Source organism: Pseudoselenomonas ruminantium (genome assembly GCF_900142515.1).
Classification (GTDB): domain Bacteria; phylum Bacillota; class Negativicutes; order Selenomonadales; family Selenomonadaceae; genus Selenomonas_A; species Selenomonas_A ruminantium_D.
Genome location: NZ_FRBC01000015.1, coordinates 52376 through 74683, shown reverse-complemented (window position 1 = coordinate 74683; position 22308 = coordinate 52376). Strand labels below are relative to the sequence as shown.

Annotated in this window: 14 protein-coding genes; 11 read left to right on the top strand and 3 right to left on the bottom strand. The window is 52.6% G+C overall.

All coding sequences use genetic code 11. The features are described from left to right. Window positions 1-197: 197 nt before the first annotated feature. Complete coding sequence (locus BUB68_RS08740; RefSeq protein WP_073090190.1) at window positions 198-716, bottom strand: hypothetical protein; 519 nt, start codon at window positions 714-716, stop codon at window positions 198-200. A 313-nt stretch (window positions 717-1029) separates the two neighbouring features. Between BUB68_RS08740 and tnpA the strand changes: the two genes are divergently transcribed. The 5 genes from tnpA (at window position 1030) to BUB68_RS08715 (ending at window position 7598) form a co-directional block, all read left to right on the top strand. Then, window positions 1030-1440, top strand: a complete 411-nt coding sequence (gene tnpA, locus BUB68_RS08735) for an IS200/IS605 family transposase (RefSeq protein WP_037363939.1) — start codon at window positions 1030-1032, stop codon at window positions 1438-1440. 4 nt (window positions 1441-1444) lie between these two features. After that, window positions 1445-2566: an IS200/IS605 family element RNA-guided endonuclease TnpB gene (tnpB, locus tag BUB68_RS08730; protein WP_081371932.1), complete on the top strand. Its 1122-nt coding sequence runs from the start codon at window positions 1445-1447 to the stop codon at window positions 2564-2566. Window positions 2567-2704: 138 nt separating this feature from the next. Next, window positions 2705-3232 carry a hypothetical protein gene (locus tag BUB68_RS08725; protein ID WP_178139499.1) on the top strand — a complete coding sequence of 176 codons (528 nt, stop codon included), beginning with the start codon at window positions 2705-2707 and terminating at the stop codon, window positions 3230-3232. A gap of 148 nt (window positions 3233-3380) precedes the next feature. Continuing rightward, window positions 3381-5351 (top strand): single-stranded-DNA-specific exonuclease RecJ, encoded by a 1971-nt coding sequence (recJ, locus tag BUB68_RS08720; protein WP_073090187.1) that lies wholly within the window; start codon window positions 3381-3383, stop codon window positions 5349-5351. 27 nt (window positions 5352-5378) lie between these two features. Further along, entirely contained in the window at window positions 5379-7598 is a 2220-nt protein-coding gene (locus BUB68_RS08715) for a RelA/SpoT family protein (RefSeq protein ID WP_073090185.1), read from the top strand. Window positions 7599-7669: 71 nt separating this feature from the next. Here the strand turns inward: BUB68_RS08715 and BUB68_RS08710 are convergent, their stop codons facing one another. Together BUB68_RS08710 and BUB68_RS08705 are read right to left on the bottom strand one after the other, a co-directional pair. Then, a complete protein-coding gene (locus BUB68_RS08710) occupies window positions 7670-13246 on the bottom strand; it encodes a hypothetical protein (protein ID WP_073090183.1) in 5577 nt (1858 codons plus the stop codon). Window positions 13247-13385: 139 nt separating this feature from the next. Next, entirely contained in the window at window positions 13386-14657 is a 1272-nt protein-coding gene (locus tag BUB68_RS08705) for an autotransporter strand-loop-strand O-heptosyltransferase (protein ID WP_081371931.1), read from the bottom strand. A gap of 239 nt (window positions 14658-14896) precedes the next feature. Between BUB68_RS08705 and BUB68_RS08700 the strand changes: the two genes are divergently transcribed. From BUB68_RS08700 to BUB68_RS08675, 6 genes are all read left to right on the top strand, one after another. After that, the gene (locus tag BUB68_RS08700) at window positions 14897-15349 is read left to right on the top strand and encodes a Fur family transcriptional regulator (RefSeq protein WP_073090180.1); all 453 of its coding nucleotides are present in this window, start codon (window positions 14897-14899) and stop codon (window positions 15347-15349) included. Further along, window positions 15346-16863, top strand: coding sequence for a coproporphyrinogen dehydrogenase HemZ (hemZ, locus tag BUB68_RS08695; protein ID WP_073090177.1), 1518 nt, complete (start codon window positions 15346-15348; stop codon window positions 16861-16863). The genes BUB68_RS08700 and hemZ overlap by 4 nt, the downstream gene beginning before the upstream one ends. Window positions 16864-16877: 14 nt before the next feature. Then, the gene (gene hisS / locus BUB68_RS08690; protein WP_073090174.1) at window positions 16878-18143 is read left to right on the top strand and encodes a histidine--tRNA ligase; all 1266 of its coding nucleotides are present in this window, start codon (window positions 16878-16880) and stop codon (window positions 18141-18143) included. After that, complete coding sequence (gene aspS / locus BUB68_RS08685) at window positions 18143-19954, top strand: aspartate--tRNA ligase (protein ID WP_073090171.1); 1812 nt, start codon at window positions 18143-18145, stop codon at window positions 19952-19954. The genes hisS and aspS overlap by 1 nt, the downstream gene beginning before the upstream one ends. Before the next feature lie 252 nt (window positions 19955-20206). Then, a complete protein-coding gene (locus BUB68_RS08680; protein ID WP_073090170.1) occupies window positions 20207-21115 on the top strand; it encodes a class I SAM-dependent methyltransferase in 909 nt (302 codons plus the stop codon). Window positions 21116-21141: 26 nt separating this feature from the next. Next, window positions 21142-22296, top strand: a complete 1155-nt coding sequence (locus BUB68_RS08675; protein ID WP_073090169.1) for a trans-sulfuration enzyme family protein — start codon at window positions 21142-21144, stop codon at window positions 22294-22296. Window positions 22297-22308 lie beyond the last annotated feature (12 nt).

Sequence of the window (22308 nt, the reverse complement as noted above, 5' to 3'; positions counted from 1 at the left end):
TTAGAATAGGATTAGGAGAGCGTTATATACGTGACGGAGTCCCCAAGGTTTTGTGTATTGACTTGGGGACTCTTTTCGTTGTAAAAATAATTTCCGATTATCTATTGATTTTCATTCTCAATGGTGCTATATTATATACAGGCTTTCGTTAAAGCTCTCCTAAAATATAATACACAGCAAAGAACCGGACGTACTGCTCATGCGTCCGGTTCTTTGTCTTCGGCATTGTCGTTTGTATCGCAGTTGTCAGAATCACTGCAGCTGCTGTCATCACTACTGTCGTGGTCATAGTATGAGCTGGAATGGTTATGGAAAAAATGGTCGTCGTCATCGCAGAAGGCATGAGCACCGAAAATGCTGAAATTGTAAATGGTTCTGTTGCTGCTGTTGGATTGATGAGTGCGGCCATCTGAATATCGATCACATTCGGCCAGTTCATCTAGCGCATCCTGAAGGCTATAGCCGTTGTCTAGCAGGTACTCGATATCATTGGCAGCGAAATATTGACCATTGGGCGCTTTATATTGGGAAAGGTATTTGGGGCAGCGTGAAAGTGCATCCTTGGCATCTTGGAGACTGTAGCCGTTATTTATCAGGTATTCGATATCATTGCGTTCAAAGAATTGACCGCTAGGGGCACAGTAGGGGGAAAGTCTATTCATTTCGTCATAGACTTTTTGTGTTTCGGGACTGGTCGTAATATTGTTGGATGACATAGAAAGTTCCCTCCGTATAAACGATGATATGTGTGACAAGTTTTTACGGACTTACCTTATCATAAATTTATTAAATTTTTCTTAGTTTCAGGGAAGTCTTTTCTCGAAGCGGAACATTCCTTCAGGGAATTGGTCGTCAGGAGGTTCATCTGTATGATGCGGTTCAGGATGATTATCCAAAACGCCGTAAAACCCCTAACTTTAGTCATGGGGATATAAGGCGTGTCCACCGAATTTACGTAAGTAATTGAAGGTGGACAATTACTTTTTAACTTGTGTTGTATTAGCTTTCTTAAAGTTGTATAATACAAATATGGGAGAAATAAAATATCATTCAAGCCACAATATCGTATATTCATGTAAGTACCATATCGTGTTCTGTCCCAAGTACCGCAGAAAAGTGTTGGTCAATGGCGTTGACACCAGACTAAAGGAGCTGGTCAAGTCAATCTGTGAAGAAATCCAAGTCGATGTAATCGAAATGGAAATCATGCCAGACCATGTGCATCTTCTACTGGAGGTTCACCCGCAGTTCGGTGTTCACAAAGCCGTAAAGACTATCAAGGGCAAGACCTCTCGTATCTTGAGGCAGGAATTTCCATGGCTGACAACTAAACTGCCTAGCCTATGGACAAACAGCTATTTTTGCTCCACTGTCGGTGGTGCTCCGCTTAACATCGTGAAGCAGTATATCGAGAGCCAAAAAACATCGCAAAGGAAGTGAGAAAATGGACAAGTACACAATGGGCTTCAAATTCAGAATATATCCGAACCATGCCCAGCAAGAACTAATTAACCGTACTCTGGGCTGTTGCCGATTTGTGTTCAATCATTTTCTCGCCATCCGTAGAGATGAATGGACTGCAAACCATAAGTCTGTAACCTACAATCAGACCAGTGCCATGCTGACGGACTTGAAAAGGTATGAAGAGTATAGCTGGCTGAAAGAGGTAGACAGCATGGCATTACAGGAGTCCTTGAAGAATCTCGACACAGCATACCAGAATTTTTTCAAACACCAAGCAAAATACCCACGCTTCAAATCCAAGCATAACCATAGCCAGTCCTACCGCACCAGGAATCAGAGCAAAGGCGTCCGTATCGTAGGGAATCGAATTAAACTGCCAAAAATCGGAGCTGTGAAAATCAAGCAGAGCCGTGAATTTGACGGGCGAATCCTCAATGCTACGGTCAGCCGTAATGCTTCTGGCAAATATTTTGTGTCTTTGTGTGTAGAATTGGACAGGGGAAGTTTGCTCAAGACCAATGACGGCGGAGAAATAGGCATTGACGTAGGTTTAAAGGAGTTCTATTCAGACAGCAATGGAAATACTGTTGCCAATCCCAGAATCCTGCGGCGTTTGACTAGAAAGCTTGTGCGAGAACAAAGACGGCTTTCTCGAAAAATGCCAAGGTCTGTGAATAGGGATAAGGCTAGAATCCGTGTTGCCAGAGTTCATGAGCGTATATCCAATATCCGCAGGGACTTTCTGCACAAAACATCTACGGCATTGGTTAGACAGAACAAGACTATAGCCATAGAACACCTGCAAATTAAGAACATGATGAGAAACCACAAGTTAGCTCGTGCTATATCAGACGTAAGCTGGTCTGAGTTCTTCCGTCAGCTTGAATACAAGGCAGAATTGCATGGCTCTGAAATCTTGAAGGTAGATACATTCTACCCGTCAAGCCAGACCTGTTCAAAATGCGGATACCAGAACAGGGAAACTAAGAATCTTGGTATCAGGGATTGGACTTGCCCTGCATGTGGTTCACATCATGACCGAGATGCCAATGCAGCAATAAATATACTGCGAAAGGCAATAGAACAAAAACAGGTTGCTTAACATAAATTAGTACCGTGGGACACACGGGAATTTACGCTTGGGGAGAACGTGTAAGTCGAACTGGTTACGGCTAGGCCGCAGTGTTCAGCGAACCAAGAATCCCCTGCCTTTAGGCATGGGGAGTGTCAAAATTCCTTCTTGGAGAAGCAGCGGCAGGAAAAGGGGCGTGCTGAGGTTACGACTGTCCTTTTTGATGACAAGTATGAAAAAATCGTAGAGGCCAAAGACATAAAGGCAGTACCGGAGTTAACCAATAAAGAGTACTATGCCAGAGGAATGACAGCCCTTCTGGATGCAGTGGGCAGAACCGTTGCAGATACCTTGGGCAGAATGAATCATGATGGTATCTGCCCTGCTAAACGGCGCGTGTTGTTCCTCATCATGACGGATGGCAAGGAAAACGACAGCAAGGAATATAGCAAAGCTGATGTAAAAAGAATGATTGAAAAGGCTACAAAGGAGTACAAATGGAATTTCATTTTCATGGGTGCCAATATCGATTCTGCGTCTGAGGCTGCCGCTATTGGCATAGGTGCTGACCATGCGGTAGATTACGACCATAATGCAGGCGGCGTAAGAAAATCGTTCGCGCGCATGAATGCGGCAGCAAAAGAGGTGCGGGAAGAGGGCAGCGTTGGCGAAAGCTGGAAGCAGGCTGCTGAATAAGAAAAACGATAGATTTTGAGTTTTAGATTAAAACCACCTGTTCAATTCGATGGGTGGTTTTATTTTGGGCAAAAATTCTCCCAAGAGTGCTCGTTGGTATTTACGCCGCAACTAAAATGAGATAAGATATTACACAGGAGTGTAAAGTATGTTAAAAGAATGGAAATTAAGTGCCGCTGCTCCTGAGGCAGTGGCTTTTGCAAAAGAGTTGGGCGTAACGAAGAGCCTGGCAAATATCTTATGGAATCGTGGTATCTGCACGAAAGAGGCGGCGGAGGTGTTCCTGCATCCGGAGAAGCAGCCTTTTTATGATCCTTTGCTGATGAAGGATATGGACAAGGCTGTGGCACGGATCATCGCGGCCATTGACGGCGAAGAGAAGATTGTGGTCTATGGCGACTACGATGTGGACGGTATGACGGCCACCACCTTGCTGGTGCATAACCTGCGGGCTTTGGGGGCAAAGGTGGATTTCTATATCCCGCATCGCGAGAAGGAAGGCTATGGCTTCAATCTGACGGCCCTGCAAGGCGTTGCGGATGATGGCGCGAAACTTTTGGTATCCGTGGACTGCGGCATTGCCTCCGTGGATGATGTGGCGGCGATGGCAGGCAAGCTCGATATCATCGTGACGGATCATCATCTGCCGGGGGAACAATTGCCGCCCGCTCTGGCGGTAGTCAATCCCCATCGGGAAGATTGTCCTTATCCGGACAAGAATCTGGCCGGCGTGGGCGTGGCGTTCAAGCTTTGTCAGGCCTTGTGGCAGGAAATGCATGGACAGGATTATACACAGGATTTGGAAATCGTGGCGTTGGGCACGGTGGCGGATATCGTACCGCTTTTGGGTGAGAACCGCAAAATCGTGGCGGCGGGACTCAAGCGTATGCGCAAGTCCTCCTTTGCGGGGATGCGGGCGCTGGTAGAAGTTTCCGATATCCGGGATGAAGAGCTCAATACCGGCCATGTGGGCTTCCGGCTGGCCCCTCGGCTCAATGCCGCTGGGCGTATCGGTTCGGCGCGCAAGGGGGTGGAGCTTCTGTTGACCAAGGATGCAGCGGAAGCAGAATCGCTGGCCATGGAGCTGGATATGCTCAACAGCCAGCGGCAGACCATCGAGCAGGAAATACTGGCCAAGGCAGAAGCGGAACTAAAGGGCGAGGATGTGAACAATATGCCCGCCATTGTGGTGGCCGGGGAAAATTGGAATCCTGGGGTTATCGGCATCGTGGCCTCCCGTCTCGTGGACAAGTATTACAAGCCGACCATCGTGTTCAGCAAGCAGGCAGATGGCGTCTGCAAGGGTTCCTGCCGCAGTATTGACGGCTTGCATATGTATGAAGCGTTGAAGGCCTGCAAGGAACATATCCTGCAGTTCGGCGGTCATTCGCAGGCGGCAGGATTATCCGTGGCGGAAAGCGAATTAAAAGCTTTTAAGGAGGCTTTTGAAGCGGTAGCCGAGGCAACGCTGACGCCTGAGGATTATGTGCCCAAGGTCAAGGTGGAGATGGAGCTGGCACCGGAGGAAATCACTTTCGATCTGATTGATGAACTGGCAAAATTGGAACCCTTTGGCATGAAGAATCCCAAGCCGTTATTCGGCGTGCGTGAGATTCGTGGTATGGCGCCGCAGGTCATTGGCAAGGAAGGCCAGCATCTGCGCTTTCAGGTGGGAAGTGCCAAGGCGCCTGTGACGGCACTGTTCTGGAACCGCAGCGATTATGCAGGGATCATCAACAGTGAAGTCATTGATATGGTTTATAGTCCTGCCGTTAATGAGTGGCAGGGCAATTGCAGTTTGCAGTGCATGGTGGACAGCATTGCCCCGGCAAATGGGGAGCGCATTTTCCCCGAGCGGGAGCAGCTGGTGGATATCTACAAATTCCTCTATCAGATTCAGCAGCAGGAGGATTATATTCCCTATACTGCCGAGGAACTCACCGTGGATTTCTGCAAGCGGGGCCAGCATATCTCGCTTTATACCATGAGCCTGGGCCTGCGGATTTTCCAGGAACTCAGCCTCCTGCGCATGGATATGGAGGAGAATTGTTATTATCTGCCCAAGGCCAGCGGGCGGATGGATTTGGAAAGCTCGCCGACCTACAGGCGGCATCGCTGAGGGAACTAGGGAAGGAGATGGGACATTATGAACGACAAAGATAAAGCACCAGTGACCATAGATTCCATACTGCAGGCAGTGCAGGCCTATGAGCCCAAAGCGGATGTTGCCTTGATTCGCAAGGCTTATGATTTGGCTGTGGAGGCCCATAAAGGACAGGTACGTGTTTCCGGGGAGGAGTATATCATCCATCCTCTGCATGTGGCAGAAATCCTCACGGAATTGCATATTGATGATGTGACTATCAGTGCAGCGCTTTTGCATGATGTAGTGGAAGATACGCTCTACACGAAAGAACAGATTGAGGAAATGTTCGGGGAAGAAGTGGCCATGATCGTGGATGGTGTCACGAAGCTGGGCCGCATCAAGTATAAATCCAAAGAGGAAGTCCAGCTGGAAAATTACCGCAAGATGTTCCTGGCCATGGCCAAGGATATCCGGGTAATCATGGTGAAGCTGGCAGACCGCCTGCATAATATGCGCACGCTTAAGTACATGCGGGAGGACAAGCAGAAGCGCATTGCCAAGGAAACCATTGAAATCTATGCGCCCTTGGCTAATCGTCTGGGTATTTCCAATATCAAGTGGGAACTCGAAGACCTCTGCCTGCGCTATCTGGAACCGGAAAAATACTATGACCTGGTGGAAAATGTCAAGCAGAAGCGCAAGGAACGACAGGCCTTCATTGACACGGCCATCGAGCAGATTGAGACGAAGATTGGCGAAGCCGGCATCAAGGCGGAAATCAAGGGCCGTGCCAAGCATTTCTACAGCATTTACAAGAAGATGTTGCGGGATAAGAAGGATATCAGCGAAATCTATGACCTCTCGGCCATCCGCGTCTTGGTGGAGTCCGTGCGGGACTGCTATGGCGTGCTTGGCGTGATCCATGCGATGTGGAAGCCGATTCCGGGGCGGTTCAAGGATTATATCGCCATGCCGAAATCCAATGGCTATCAATCCCTGCATACTACGGTGATGACGCGCGGCTATCCGTTGGAAATCCAAATCCGCACCTTCCATATGCATGAGGTATCGGAATTCGGTGTAGCGGCGCACTGGAAGTACAAGGAAAATGGCAAGGGCTCCACGGCAGGCGGTGCCATGGATCAGAAGATGAATTGGCTGCGGCAGATGGTAAGCCTGCAGCAGGAACTCAGTGATCCCAAGGAATACTTTGAAGCCCTCAAGGTGGATATCTTCTCGGATGAGGTGTTCGTGTTCACGCCGAAGGGCGATGTGGTAGATTTGCCCAAGGGCTCCATTCCCATCGACTTTGCTTACCGCATCCATACGGAGGTGGGGCATCATTGTGTCGGTGCCAAGGTCAATGGCAAGTTGGTGCCGCTGGAGCACAAGCTCAAGAATGGCGATATCGTCTCCATCATCACCAACAAGGCCAACAACGGCCCTTCCCGGGACTGGCTCAATATCGTAGCTTCCTCGGAAACCCGCAGCAAGATCCGCTCCTGGTTCAAGAAGGAACGCCGTGAGGAAAATATCGAGCGCGGCATGGAACTGATTCGCGAGGAAGCCAAGCGGCTGGGCTATGCGCCGAAAGAACTCTTGAAAGATGGACGCCTGCTGGAAGTGGCCAAGAAGCTCAACATCCTGAGCGAGGATGATCTGCTGGCGGCCGTGGGTTATGGCGGCATCACTGTGCATGGCATTTTGACACGGCTGGTGGAATTCCATAAGGAAGAAATCAAGGAAAAGACGCCGCTGGATGTGAGCCAGATGCTCTCGGCACTCAAGCGTCCGGCCAACAATCGCAAGAGCAAATCCAGCCACGGCGTATTGGTCGAGGGCGAGAGCGGCCTGATGGTCCGTTTGGCGCGTTGCTGCAACCCGATTCCGGGCGATCCCATCACAGGCTATGTGACCCGAGGACGTGGCGTGTCGGTGCATAGAACGGATTGTCCCAATGTCCTGATGGATACGGATATTTCCCGTATGATCGAAGTCAGCTGGGATGTGGGCCTGGATAAGCAGTACAAGGTCGAGCTGGAAATCGTCTGCAATGACCGCAGCGGCATCCTGGCCAATGTACTGGCGGTGCCCACGGAGATGAAGATCAACATCCACAGCATCAACGCCAACCCCAACCGCAGTACCAAGACTTCGACGATTCTTTTGGGGCTGGATGTGAACAGCTCCACGCAGGTCAAACAGATCATCACGCGCCTGCGCCGGGTCAAGGATGTCTATAGCGTAGTCCGCAAAATGGGCAGCAATGCCAATATGTAAATATTCGTGCATAAAAGAAGCCGTCCCCCGCAACGAACATGTTGCCGGGGGACGGCTTTTACGTGTTGTCCTTAGAATTGGTATACAGCAGAGACTGAACCGGAAAGTCCGCGTTTCTGTCCGGCGTAGCCGGTGAGATTGAGGTCAAAGCCCCAAGGCGAGCTTTCATTGGGGGTGAGCTTAGCCCCGAGTTCCAGGCGGGCGCTGCCGCCTTTGATGTCGGCGCTGCGGAGGGCGAAGCCGTTGTAGGTGCCGCGGGCCTGACCGTCAAATTCGTGTTCGTAGGCGAGGCCGGCGTAGTAGTCAAAGCTTGCGCCGTGCTTGGTATAGCGGGCACCGATACGCATCAGACTACTCTTGACGTTGTCGAGGTCATAGTGACCGCCGGCGTCGAAGGAGGAGCCTTTCTTGAGCGTGTAGAAATACTTGCCATAGACATCTAGCTGAGCGTCGTCATGGTATTGGAAGACCTTGCCGATGCCGAGGTGGGCGCCGTGGTATTCACTGCGGGTATTGTAGCCATAGGTGTTGCCTAGAGCATCCTGCAGGAAGCTGGAGGAATTGTCCTTGACCCGGCCGGATTTTACACTGCCTTCGAGGTAAAGGTCATTCTTCGTTGTCCATTTGGCGAGGAGGCCGCCGCCGGTGTATTTCGTCGTGCCATTGCCGTAGTGAGCGCCGTTGTGGGTGGAGTATTTGGCATAGCCATGTTCCACGAACGCGCCGTATTCAATGGCCCCCTGTGGCAGGCCGTGTTTCGTGCCGAGGCCCAGTACGCCGTTCCAGCTGTTGCTGTTGATATAGCTGCCGGTATGCTGGCGCATGGTGCCGCCGCCCATATTGGCGTAGACAGCCAGTCCTTCCTTGCCCTTGTTCTGGTCGATGGCCAGCCCTTCCAGCGTGTCTTCCATATAGTCATGGCTGAGGGCCAGATTGGAGAGAACCGCCGTCTGTCCCATCAGGACATTATGGGTCTGTTCATTGAGCTGGGCCGTCTCGATGGTGTAGAGGACATTGCCCTGTGCATCGAGGAACAGGGAGCCTGTGCCCTGCAGGCCGGTGCCGAGCGTATAAGCCGAAGCCGTGGTGAGATTGCCCGCCTGTACCTGCTTGTCTGCAGCCACCTTGCTTTCGTCGAGCAGCGTCATCTGGCTGCCTTTGCTGAGTTCGGTAGCGCCGGTGAAGTAGACATTGGCGGCGCTGACCTTGGTGTTGGCCAGGTCGCTGTTCGTCCCGCTGCCGATGGTCATAGCCGGTGTAGCTGTGTTCCAGGCTACGGTCTGGAAGTTGATGGTATTGAAGTTGGCGATATCGGCTACGGTCTGGCCGCCGCCGGTCCAGGGCGTGAAGGTATTGGTCGCAGAATCGGCAAAGCCGATATTGAGCACATTGCCGGTAGCATTGCTGAGATTCGCACCATAGAGCGAAGCCGTGCTGATATCTGCCGTGCCATAGAGGTTCACGGTATTGTTGTTGACCGTGCCGGAGGCATCGCCCACATAACCGCCGTAAATACCGCCTGCCAGGGAAAGTGCCACTTCATTGGTGGTGTCCGTGACGGAGTTGCCCAAAATCGTTCCGCCGGAGAGGTTGACGGTATTGCCCGTCACGGTCTTGCCGGCATAGGCACCGTAGACGCTGCCCTGCACCGTGCCGCCGGTGATATTGACGGTGTTGTCCTTGGCCGTGGTCGTAGCATTGGCACCATAGATGTTGTTGGTGGCGGTTCCTGCAGCGAACGAGGCAGTGTTGCCATCTGCTTCGTCGCAGCCGCCGCCGATGATGCCGACGATGGTCGCATCTTCGACATGGGCGGCGTTGTTGCGGGAGGTTCCGGAGAGGCTCTTGCCGCCATATACGTAGGCATCGAGGGTGGCGTTTCCTTTGATTTCTACCGTGTTGGCTTCGGTATTGCCCGTTTCAGTGAAACCACCATAGATATTGCCCGTGATCTGGGCTTCATCGGTGATCTCCACTTTGTTTTGGCTGGTGTCGCCGGTCTCGCTATAGCCACCATAAACCGCCTGGGTTACGCTGCCACCCGAAATGGCCGTGGTACTGAGGTTCACTTCGCCGTTGTCGGATTTGCCGCCGTAAACATTGCCGCTGACCGCAGTATCCTTTACCGTGGCGGTATTGCCATTGGATACGGTGCCGCTCTTGCTGTAGGCACCGGCCACATCGCCGCTGACGGTACTGTGGTTGATGGTGGTGGTATTGCCGATGGCTGTGCCGCTGTCGCTGTAGGTACCATAGACATTGCCGTTGACCTGGGAATCAGCCACCTGGGCGGTATTGTCCGTCGTGGCCCCCTTGACACTGGTGGCCCCATAGACGTCTTTGGTGACGGTGGAGCCGGTGACGGCTGCGACATTATGCTGGGCGACGCCGTTATTTTGTGCGGTACCGCCGCTGACATCCCCCTCGATGGTTTGATTCGTCGCAGTGCCGTTTTTCTTGATGGCATCGTCCTTGCTGATATTGCCCGGCTCATTACCTGGCTCGTTGCCCGGTTCATTACCCGGCTCATTGCCAGAGCCATTCTGCGTCGTGCCCTGCGTGATGAGATAGAGGAGGTTGTTGTTCTCCAGATAGGCATGCCCTTCGCCGGACTGGTTGCCCAACGTGAAGGCTGTGCCGGTGATGGTGTCCGAGGTGCTGCCGAAATCGGCAATCAAAGTCATGCTGTCCCCGGTATTCAGGGATTCAATGCCAGTGAAAGAGATGTTATTGGTACTGATTTTGGCTTTGGTAAAGTCCACGTTGTTCAAGGTCGTCTTGTGGTCAAGCAGGGCGCCCGTGGTCTTCCATTCTACGTCGCCGAAGGTGATCTGGGAGGCCTGGGCAGAGGGCGCCACGTATTGCAGGGTAGAGGCGTTGTCCTCCTTGACCCGTACGCCGCCGCCAGTCTGTGTGCCTTCGATGCTCACGCCGCTGACCGATTCCCGCAGCAGGCTGGAACTTGCGTTGAAAACATTGCTGCCAGTAAGGTTGAAGGCAGCACCTTCGAGGGTAAACAGATCTTTCGTCTCGCCTGCTGCCAGATTGGTGGGGATATCCAGGCTGGTGGTATCCACGTTGATGCTGGAATTACCGACTGCCCAGCCGGCTGGCAGGGTATCGGCCGTATCGGAGACTGCTTTCAAGTCTACGTTGGTTACGGTTGCATTGCCTAAGGTATAAACGAGATTATTCTCCGTCAAAGAAGCGGAGCCGCTGAGATTGGCAGTATAATTGGCATTATTACCGGTATAGGTTGCTACAAACGAATTGCTTTCCGGCTGGGTAATGGTGCCGGACACCTTGCCGCCGCCAATCAGGGTCATGGCAGTTCCGGTGCTCAGGGCCTCTGCTGTAGTAGCGGAGGTGAAGTCAAGTTTCAGCTTCGTCAGGTCCAGCGTGGCATTTTCCGCAAAGGCATTGTTGTCATGCGTATAATAGACGGCCTGGGGATTCCAGTTGATGGTGCCATCCAAGACAGCCTTATCAGCCTGATTGCTGGTGATGGTAAAGGAAATATTGCCGCCCTTGGCAAATAGGGAACCGTTTATGAGATTTTCGATGGACAGGAGGCTGGTGGGCGTAGTGGTATAACGGGCGGAACGGGAAACCGGGTCGAAATCTGACAGTGTTTCATTGCCGGCCAGCAGGGTCATGGTAGTGTCGGTAGTAGCTGCTGCAGGATTGGTGATTTTGAAGCCGGTGGTGTCAACCTTGTCTGCTGTGAGGCTTGTAAAATTATTGGCACTGCTGCTGGCATCCAGCACGGTGCCGGAATTGGCCCAGGTGATTTCACCAATCGTTGCCTGATTGAAATTGTTGGTAGGGGCGACATATTCCAGCGTAGAGGCCGCATTTTCTTTTGTCCGCACACCACCGTTGGTCTTAGTGCCGCTGAGGGTCACGCCGTTTTCGCCGGTGGAAAGGGGCGTGGTGGCCGTATCAAAGACATTGGAGCCCGTGAGGTTGTAGGAGGCACCTTCCAGACTGAAGATATCCTTGGCGGTTCCCGCAGCCAGATTGGTGGGCAGGGTGAGATTGCTGGTGTCCACATCGATGGTTGTATCGCCGGCCGCCCAACCGGTGGGCAGGGCGTCGGCATTATCGGACATCTGTTTCAGCTTAACGCCGGTTACCGTGGCGCCGGTCAGCCCATAGATGAGATTGCCCTCAGACAGGGAGCCTTCGCCACTGAGATTGGCGGTATAATCGGCATTCGTGCCGGCATAAGTGGCACTGTTAGTGGCTGTAGGCTGGTGGGTGATGGTGCCGGCAATATTGCCGCCGCCCAGCAAAGTCATGGTCGTGCCGGAACCGAGGGCCTCCGCCGTGGTGGCCGAGGTGAAGTCCAGCTGCAGATTGGACAGGTCAAGGCTGGTGGTATTGGCGAAGCTCCCACCGCTATTGGTATAGTAAGCACTGGCAGGATTCCAGGCAACCGTACCGCTGAAAGCTGCTTGGGATACCTGAGGGCTGATGCTGAAATCCAGCTGATTCAATTTCGGAGCTTGCGCAGTGCCATTATTGACCAAGGTGAAGGTGGTGGCATTGGCAGTCATAAGCGTCAATGCCGGTGCCTCATTGGGGGTAGAAGCCGTTGCTTCGCCACCGAGGAACGAATAGCTGGGATTAGCGGCGGTCAAGGTGGTACTGGTGGTGCCGGAGGTCAAGGTCGCTCCGCTGCTGCTGTATTTGTAATTGATATCTCGTTCAGCATACAATAATGTACCGTTGGTGGCGGTGCCGGCATTGAAATTCGTCACATTTAGTTTGTCAAATTGAATATAACCACCAGTGTTATCGCGGATCGTGCTGCTGATAACAGGTGTGGTAGCATCAATTTTATTGATGAAGATTTCACCAGCACTAATGTAGCCTTGTGGAGCAACGATGTGTAGGTTGTCTCCGATTATTATCGTATCGGGCTTGTAATTGATAGCACTATCCATGGTAATATCGCCGCCGGAAACAATCAAGGTGCCGCCGCTAGAATACCTTGTTCTGCTGAGTGTACCATATCCTTGTATGATGCCGCTGATAGTGCAGCTGTTAAAAGTAATCGTTCCTCCGTTCAGATTTACGCCGTTTATGGTACAGGAATTTTCTCCATAGACCTTGAGGTACCCGCCACTATGGATGGTTGTCTCATTTATGGTGGCGGAACCAGCTCCGCTGATATAGGCATATACCTCGCTGCCGCTGTTGATGGTGGTTGATGTCAGCGTACCGGCAGAGATGTTGACTTTGTATGTATTCCCTGAAACTTTTGGGGAGTCGTTGATGATGGTGTTGACCAGCGTACCGCCGGAAACGTTCAGTGTACCACCACTATTGACAGTGGTATTGCTGGCTGTACCGCCGGAGTTGACATTTAATGTACCACCAGAATTAACGGTAATCGTATTTTCTGTTTGGCTGGTTGTGCTATCGAGCGTTAAAGAAGCTTGCCCATTTGGCAAGGTTTCGGCCTGCGCCACTTGCATGGGCAGCATGGCTCCTTGCACACTGCAGACAGCGGTCAGGGTTGCGGCTGTTTGTACGTACAGATGTCCCCCCCCCGAAAGACGCTGCATAATGCCGCTATGGGAGGCGGCTTCGCTATCGTATGCGGCCGGACGGATAATTTCCTGTGTGGGTTTTCCTTTCATCCTTGGTCACTCCTTTGGTCAAACAAATCCTGACAAATCCATAATATTCAGTAAAATCTAGCGGTGGAAACCGTCTAGTATCCCCTCGTCCATAGCTGGCAATCCTTGCAGATATGGACGAGGGGATACTAGACCTGATTTATTTTTTTCGTTCGTTGGGAGCCGTCAGCTGCAAATCCTGGCGCAGGCGTTCAATCACGTTGATGACCTGCTTGCCGGTGATGGCACGCGTGCACTCGTAGGCCTGTTCCGTGCCTTTATGCCGGGGGCACCAGAAGTAATCCTTGTGGTCAAACTCGGTGTCCATGGCATTCCAGCAGGCATGGCAGGCGTGGGTGTTGATGACGCGGTAGGGCGTGGTAAATTCGTTGGTGGGCAGGGTGAAGCCGCTGATCATGACCACGGGGGTACCAGCCGACCAGGCCAGCCAGCTCAGGCCGCTCGATAGTCCGACGAAAAATTCCGCATGGCGCAGCATGGCGGTACGTTCCAGCAGGGGGCGGTCGCCTGTGAAATCTTCGGCGTCGTGGGGAATCTGACTCCAGACATGCCCCAGGCCCTGAATGCGTTCCTTGTCAATGCAGAGTACCCGATAGCCCAGCTTTTTTAGATGATCGACAACCAAATCCCAACCGTAGCCGTTGTTCCACATCTTGGCCAGTGTCGTGGCCTTGGTCGCAATGCAGACATAGGGTTCCGCAATCTCCCGCGGCAAATCTTCCGGCAAGCGTGGGGCCGATTCCTGCGGGTCAACGCCTAGGATATAGCCGGCCGTGTGATGGAGCCCGACCTGCCGGAAATCGTAGGGCTGATGGTCTGTGTCGCCCTTGAAGAACAGGCCCACCCGATAGGAAGCATAGGGCTTTTCTGTTTTGCATTTGGGGGCGGCGGAGAATTTTATCGCCGGATACTGCTTCTCGTAAAGATCTTTGAGATTTTCAGCCATGGAGCATTCCAAGCGGCATTGATGCTGCTGCTGGAATCTTTCCGCGTAGGGGAGCCAGCCGATGATATCGCCCAGGGTACCTACGGGGAACTTGATCAGTACCGGCTTGTTCTTCAGGTCCAGCAGATGGTCTAGTACCGGCTTGTCCAGATTTTTCTTGTCCCAGACACGCAGGCGGAAGGGGACGAAATATTTCTTGCTGCTGATGGCCCAGCCTTCCTGTGCGTCGCAGGCAAAGAGGATATTGCCGGAATCTTCATCTTCAATCTGCACATGCCAGTCGCCTTTTGGCAGCTTGATCCGCGCCCCGTCGTTGAAGTCAAAGCGGATGCCTCGCGGCCCTTTCTGTGTAGGCTCTGCCGGTGGCGGGATAAAGAACGGATCAGGGGCTGGCGCAGATGTGTTCTCTGGCGCAGTATTTTCTGCTGGCGTTGAGCCAGCGGTAGTTTTCGCTTCTTTTTCCAATAGAAAGCCTCCTTTTCCACAAATAAATTTAGTTCTATAATATTTCTTTAATTCGTGATGGCAGAAAACAAATCCTGTTCGGGGGGATTTTTTTTGAAAAAAGGGGCCTGTAGGCAAGATGTTATTTGTCAGCAAGGCAAATATCTGCTATAATGATTTTATTTGATTTATGAAGTCAAACTGTGTGTTATAAGACGGAGAACATGACGCATTATTAGATAAATGAAAGGGTTGGTTTTATGGCACAGACATTTACAATGGACGATTTAAAGCAGCGTTTGCAGGCGCGGCAGCATAAGATGACGCCGCAGCGGCAGACGGTGCTGCAGGTGTTTCTGGACCACCCTGGCGAACATCTTTCGGCAGAAGATGTCCACGGCATCCTGCGGCAGGACAAATCGGAAATTGGTCTGGCTACGGTTTATCGCAGCTTGGAGCTGCTGTCGGAATTGGAAATTCTGCAGAAGATGGAGTTCGGGGACGGTTGCAGCCGTTATGAGGTCAATACCACTGATCCTTCGGAACACCACCATCATCATTTGATTTGTACCACCTGTGGCAAGGTAACAGAGTTCGAGGATGACCTTCTGGACGATCTGGAAAGTGATATCCAGAAGAAGATGGGCTTCCATGTGCTCAATCATCAGGTGAAATTCTTCGGTACATGCAAGGAGTGCCAAAAGGAAAATTGAAGGTAAGAACCTTTACACTGAATTCAAAAAAAGAAATCATTTCAAAAATCACACGGGAAATATTGACTCTTTTCAAAGTGGAAATCGTGGGTAGGGAAGGCGAAGCTGACTTTGCCCAGTTGTCCGTGGTCAATCATCGTCTGCCGGTGGAAGGCCAGCCCCATGAGGGGGCAAAAGTGCATATGGAAACCACGTTGATGCTCTTTGGCGAGGATGGAGAACTCAGAAGCTTTACCCACCGGGAAAGCGGCAAGGAAGATGAGCTGGAGCGGGCGGCAGTCAATCGCACCATCAAGCTCAATCTCTACCATATTTTCTGTGAGGAACTGGGCTATGAACCTGCTCCCTGGGGCATACTCCACGGTGTGCGGCCCACTAAGATCGTCCATCGCTGGATTGAGTACGGCATGGATGAGGAAGGGATAGTCGCACGGCTGATGCGGGACTTTGCCTGTAGTGAGGAGAAGGCGCGCATCATCACACCGATGGCCTTCCGGCAGCTGCCGTTCCTCAGGACTTCGGACGAAAAGACCATCAGCATCTATGTGGGGATTCCCTTCTGTCTGACCCGCTGCCTTTATTGTTCTTTCCCGGCCAATGTGCTGCCGGGGCCGAAGAAGCTGGCGGAGTTCATGGCGGTGCTCCATAAGGACATCGCCGGGGCCAAGGCGGCAGTGGAGGCACATGGGCTCAAAGTCCAGAATATCTATGTGGGTGGCGGTACGCCTACGGCTTTGCCGGACGAAGAATTCCGCACGATGCTGGGCTGGGTGGTCGATGCCTTCTATCATGATGATTTAGCTGAGTTTACCGTGGAAGCAGGACGTCCCGACAGCATCACGCCGGGAAAGATTGCCGCCATGCGTGACTATAAGGTCACGCGCGTCAGCGTCAATCCTCAGACCATGCAGGCAAGAACCCTGAAGGTCATCGGTCGTCAGCATACGCCGGAGGCTGTGGTGAATATGTACCGTGCCCTGCGGGAAGCAGGCATACCGGAAATCAATATGGATTTGATTCTCGGCCTGCCCGGTGAGACAGCCGCGGATGTGGATGATACGCTCGCCAGGGTCACGGCGCTGCAGCCTGATGATATCACGTTGCATGCGTTGGCGCTGAAACGAGGTTCAAGGCTCAAGCTTATCATGGAAGAGCGCCATGTGGATTTGCCCGGAGCAGAGGAAACCCGCAAGATGGCGGAAACAGCCATGGGCTATATGAAGCGCTTCGGCTATGAGCCATATTATCTCTACCGTCAAGGCTATATGGCGGGGGATTTGGAAAATATCGGCTGCTGCCGCAAAGGTGCCGAGGGGATGTACAACATCCAGATCATGGAAGAACATCAGACCATTATCGGCATTGGCGGCGCCGCCACCAGCAAAGTGGTTGATTTCCAGAACAAGCGCATGAAGTCATCCTTCAATGCCAAGGATTTGGTGACGTATCTGCGCGATATAGATATTTATATTGACAAACGGCGGGCTTTGCTTGATGAAGCTTGCCAGGCTTAGGGGGAGTAGAACGAATGCTAACGAATGCCCCAAGAGGGACAAAGGACATATTGCCCGATACCGTCGGACAATGGACCTATGTGGAAGAAAAAATCCGTGATTTGTGTGCCCGTTACGGTTACAAGGAAATCCGTACGCCGATGTTCGAGCATACGGAGCTGTTCCACCGTGGCATCGGCGAAGGTACCGATGTGGTGGACAAGGAAATGTACACTTTTACCGACCGTGGCGATCGCAGCATCACGCTGCGTCCAGAAAACACGGCTTCGGCAGTGCGTGCGTACCTGCAGAACAAGCTCTATGGTGACAACAGCCTGACGAAGCTGTTCTATATCGGCTCCATGTTCCGCTATGACCGTCCGCAGGCCGGCCGCATGCGCGAATTCCATCAGTTCGGTGTGGAGGCTCTGGGGGAGTCCAATCCGGCAGTGGATGCCGAAATCATCATGCTGGCCATGGATCTTTTAGGTGGTTTGGGCCTCAAGGACCTGAAACTGTCCTTGAATTCCGTAGGTTGTCCGAAATGCCGTCCGGTTTACCGCAAGGTCCTGCAGGATTATTTCCGGGACAAGCTCGAGGATCTCTGTGATGACTGTCAGGATCGCTTCGAGCGCAGTCCGCTGCGTATCCTTGACTGCAAGGCAGATGCAGACAAGCCCTATATGGCAGATGCACCGAAGATCACGGACTGCCTCTGCGAGGAATGCCAGGAGCATTTCCACAAGGTACAGCATTTCCTGACGGAAGCCGGCGTGGAATTCGAACTGGATGCCCGTCTGGTACGCGGTCTGGATTATTACACCAAGACTGCCTTTGAAATCAAATACCCGCCCCTTGGTGCTCAGAGTGCTGTGGCTGGCGGTGGCCGCTATGATGGTCTCATCGAGGAAATCGGCGGCAATCCGACTCCGGCCGTGGGCTTTGCCACGGGTTTGGAGCGTGTCCTGCTGGCGCTGGAGAAACAGGATCTCCTGCCGGAAATGGATACGAAGACCGATGCCTTCGTGGTTGCTTTGGGCGAAGAGGCCCAGGGAGCAGCCTTCAAGCTGTTGACGCAGCTGCGTCAGGCAGGACTCAAGGCCAGCATGGATTATGCAGGCCGGAGCATGAAGGCCCAGATGAAGCAGGCAAATAAGGCCAATGCCCGTTTTGCGCTGATCATCGGTGAAGATGAAGTCAAGGAAGCATGCGTGCAGCTCAAGGATATGGAAAAGAGCGAGCAGCAGAAAGTTTCTTTTGATAATATTGTAAATAAGCTATGTGCTGAGGTGAAAGGTTAATGGAAACATTACAAGGTATGAAGCGCGACCATCATTGTGGTGAGCTTCGCAAGGCAGACGAAGGACAGCAGGTTGTCCTCTGCGGCTGGGTAGCCCGCCGCCGCGACCACGGTGGTCTGATTTTCGTGGACATGCGTGACCGTTCCGGTTTCGTGCAGGTGGTCTTTGACGAGGCTTCCATGGCAGAAGGTACGTTCCACAAGGCAGAATCCCTGCGCAACGAGTTCTGCATCGCTGTGCGTGGTGCAGTGCGTGCCCGCAGCGAAGAAACGGTGAACAGCAACATCGAGACTGGCGAGATCGAAGTGGTCTGCGAAGAGCTGCGTATCCTGAACAAGGCCAACACGCCTCCCTTCTACATTCAGGATGGGGTGGATGTAGACGAAAAGATTCGTCTGAAGTACCGTTATCTGGACCTGCGCCGTCCGGAAATGCAGAAGAACATCATCCTGCGCCACCGTGTGACGAAAATCATGCGCGACTACTTTGACCGCAATGGCTTCCTCGAAATCGAGACGCCGATGCTCTGCAAGAGCACGCCGGAAGGCGCACGTGACTTCCTTGTGCCCAGCCGCGTGAACCCGGGCGAGTTCTACGCTCTGCCTCAGTCCCCGCAGATCTTCAAGCAGATCCTGCAGGTGGCCGGCTTTGAGAAATATTTCCAGATTGTCCGCTGCTTCCGTGACGAAGACCTGCGTGCTGACCGTCAGCCGGAATTCACTCAGCTGGATATCGAAATGTCCTTCAAGGATCAGGACGAAATCCTGACGATCATGGAAGAGATGATCAAGGAACTCTTCGAAAAATCCATCGGTGCCAAGGTGGAAACGCCGTTCGAGCGCATGGATTGGGATACGGCTATGGACAAATACGGTTCCGATAAGCCGGACTTGCGTTTCGATATGCCGCTCATGGACATCTCCGAATATGTCAAGGGTTCTGACTTCAAGGTGTTCAATGCCGTTATCGAAAACGGCGGCATGGTCAAGTGCATCAAGGTAGACGGCTATGCTGACATTCCCCGCCGCCGTCTGGATGAACTCGTCAAGTTCGTACAGATTTACGGTGCCAAGGGGCTGGCTTGGATCCAGTACAGCGAAGAAGGCATCAAGAGCCCCTTCAAGAAGTTCTACAGCGACGAAACCTTCGCCAAGATTGCCGAAGCTACGGGTGCCAAGACTGGCGACCTGCTGCTCGTTGTTGCGGACAAGCGCCTCGTTGTGGACACGGCTCTGGGCCAGCTCCGCCTCGAGATGGGCAAGGAACGCGGCCTCATCGATCCCGACAAGCTCCGCTTCCTCTGGGTCGTTGACTTCCCGATGTACGAATGGAGCGACGAAGAGAAGCGCTGGAAAGCCATGCACCATCCGTTCACGGCTCCCCGTGATGAAGATATCGAATTCCTGGGCACTGACCCGGGCCGCGTAAAGGCCAACGCTTACGACATGGTTCTGAACGGTGTCGAAATCGGCGGCGGTTCCCTGCGTATCTACAACGCAGAACTGCAGGAGAAGGTATTCGAATCCTTGGGCCTCACTTATGAAGAAGCACATGAGAAGTTCGGCTTCATGATGGATGCCTTCCAGTACGGCACGCCTCCTCATGGCGGCCTGGCATTCGGTCTGGACCGTCTGGTCATGATCATGGCTAAGCGTTCTTCCATCCGCGATGTCATCGCTTTCCCGAAGAACCAGAGTGCTCGTGACGTGATGTCCAACGCTCCTTCCAACGTAGAGGAAAAACAGCTGCGTGAGCTGTCCATCCGTACGGCTGTGAAGAAAAAAGAAGCCAAGCCGGAAGAAAACGCGTAAGATTATTTTTCCATAAAAAGCCATTATGCCTATTGACATGATAGGTGTAATGGTGTAACATAAGGTCATCGTTGAAAGACGAATGAACTGACTGGATAACCAGAGGTTCTGTGCAAGGGTAAATCCCTGCGCAGAACCTCTTTTTGTATTTGTGATGAAAGGACTGTAGCGATTATGAAATGTGATTGTTGTAATATTGGCAAGATTCTTTTGAAACATGAACGAATGTGGATTTAACAGGAGGGATTTTTCATGATTGCCGCTCAGGAAAGTATGACTGCGAAACTGTGCTCCTTTGCCCGGGCTTATCATTCCATGCTGGGGAAGAACAAGATTTTCGATGACTATCTGGCCTATGACATCATCGGCAAGGATGCGTATGACGAAATCGGCGGCTTGCTCCGCGGACAGGCGGAAGCGGCCGGGCAATTGCCCCGTTATGGTTTTGAGAGCTTGTTGGTCTTTGAAGAGATGGATCATTATTTCTCGCCCATTGCCCTGTCGCGGATTGCCTTTGCGGAGCGGGCTTTGTACCGTTTTGCCCGGAATCGTGCCAGCTGCCAGTATGTAATCTGCGGGGCGGGGATGGATACCTTCGCTTTCCGCAATACGGATGAAGCCGTGCAGATCTTCGAGCTGGATCATCCGGATACGCAGGCATACAAACTGCGGCGGATTCATGAACTTCGCTGGGAGATTCCTGCAAATACCCATTATGCGGCGATTGATTTTGAACGCGACAACCTGGGGAAAGTCCTGCTGCACAGCGGTTTTCAGACTTATGAGCCATCGTTCTTCTCGCTGCTCGGTGTGTCCTATTATCTGACACCGGAGGCCTTTCAGGAATTCGTGCGCAGCGTGAGTTCTTTGGCGTCGCCGGGCAGCCAGTTCGTGTTGGATTTCCCGGATGAATCCACTTTCGAACCGGATTCCAATTCCCGGGTGCGGCGACTGGCGGAAATCACTGAGCAGCTGGGTGAGCCGATGCGGCATGGTTTCTCGTTGGCAGAGATGAGGGAAATCCTTTCCCGGGAAGGTTTTGTGATTCGCAATCATGAGTCCCCGGCAGACATTCAGCGGCATTTCTTCGATGAGCGCACGGACCATCAGCAGGCTATGGAAAACGTGCATTTTATCTTGGCGGAGAAGAAGCAGTATTGAGATAAACAAGGGAAGAAGATGATACTATGTGCAAATTTACGACGAAATTGATTCATGGCGGCATTGATGGGGATACGAAAACCGGCGCTGTGAATGTGCCGATTTACCAGACATCGACCTTCAAGCAGGATGGGCTGGGAGAATTGCGGGAGGGAACCTGGGAGTATGCCCGGACGGGAAATCCCACCCGGGCGGCACTTGAAAAATTGATTGCCGAGCTGGAAGGCGGCGAAGCGGGCTTTGCCTTTGCCTCGGGCATGGCGGCCATCACAGCGGTGCTGAGCCTTTTCCAGAGCAATGTCAAGGTACTCCTGTCCAGCAATGTCTACGGCGGTACTTTCCGGGTGCTCGACAAGGTGTTCAGCCGTTTCAATCTGACCTATGCGCTGGAGGATACCACGGATCTGGAGAATTTGGAGAAACAGTTCACGCCGAATGTCAAGGCCATCATCATTGAAAGCCCGGCTAATCCTTTGCTGACTATCACCGATATCCGGGCTGTGGCGGAAATCGCCCATCGCCATGGAGCACTGGTGCTTGTCGATAACACCTTTATGACGCCGTACCTGCAGCAGCCATTGGCTCTGGGTGCAGATGTGGTCATCCATAGTGCCACGAAGTACCTGGGCGGCCATAGCGACCTGGTGGCTGGCCTGGTCGTGGTCAAGACCAAGGATTTGGCCGAGAAGTTAGCCTTTGTACAGAATTCCATCGGCGGGGTGCTCGGCCCGCAGGATGCCTTCCTGCTGATCAGAGGTATCAAGACCTTGGCGGTGCGCCTGGACCGGCATGTAGAAAATGCCGAGTATCTGGCCGACTGGTTGGCAGGCAATCTGGAAGTGGAGAAAATCTACTATCCGGGACTTACGAGCCATATCGGCTACGAAATCAACCAGCAGCAGGCAAAGAACGGCGGCGCCATGATATCCTTCGAGCTGACAGCCAATCACGATATCCGCAAGTTCTTCAAGTCCTTGCAGCTGATATCCCTGGCGGAAAGCCTGGGGGGCGTGGAAAGTCTCGTCTGCCATCCGGCAACCATGACGCACGCGGCCATTCCCAAGGAAACGCGGGAGAAAATCGGCATAACGGATAACCTCATCCGCCTGTCGGTGGGCATTGAGGACAAGGCAGATCTGCTGGCAGATATCAAGCAGGCCATTGAGGCCAGCCGCATTTAACAACGAAAAGGG

Excerpts from the sequence above, each read along its gene's own strand:
- BUB68_RS08740 (WP_073090190.1), bottom strand. The coding sequence starts at position 716 with ATGTCATCCAACAATATTACGACCAGTCCCGAAACACAAAAAGTCTAT.
- tnpA (WP_037363939.1), top strand. The coding sequence starts at position 1,030 with ATGGGAGAAATAAAATATCATTCAAGCCACAATATCGTATATTCATGT.
- tnpB (WP_081371932.1), top strand. The coding sequence starts at position 1,445 with ATGGACAAGTACACAATGGGCTTCAAATTCAGAATATATCCGAACCAT.
- recJ (WP_073090187.1), top strand. The coding sequence starts at position 3,381 with ATGTTAAAAGAATGGAAATTAAGTGCCGCTGCTCCTGAGGCAGTGGCT.
- BUB68_RS08715 (WP_073090185.1), top strand. The coding sequence starts at position 5,379 with ATGAACGACAAAGATAAAGCACCAGTGACCATAGATTCCATACTGCAG.
- BUB68_RS08710 (WP_073090183.1), bottom strand. The coding sequence starts at position 13,246 with ATGAAAGGAAAACCCACACAGGAAATTATCCGTCCGGCCGCATACGAT.
- BUB68_RS08700 (WP_073090180.1), top strand. The coding sequence starts at position 14,897 with ATGGCACAGACATTTACAATGGACGATTTAAAGCAGCGTTTGCAGGCG.
- hisS (WP_073090174.1), top strand. The coding sequence starts at position 16,878 with ATGCTAACGAATGCCCCAAGAGGGACAAAGGACATATTGCCCGATACC.
- aspS (WP_073090171.1), top strand. The coding sequence starts at position 18,143 with ATGGAAACATTACAAGGTATGAAGCGCGACCATCATTGTGGTGAGCTT.
- BUB68_RS08680 (WP_073090170.1), top strand. The coding sequence starts at position 20,207 with ATGATTGCCGCTCAGGAAAGTATGACTGCGAAACTGTGCTCCTTTGCC.
- BUB68_RS08675 (WP_073090169.1), top strand. The coding sequence starts at position 21,142 with ATGTGCAAATTTACGACGAAATTGATTCATGGCGGCATTGATGGGGAT.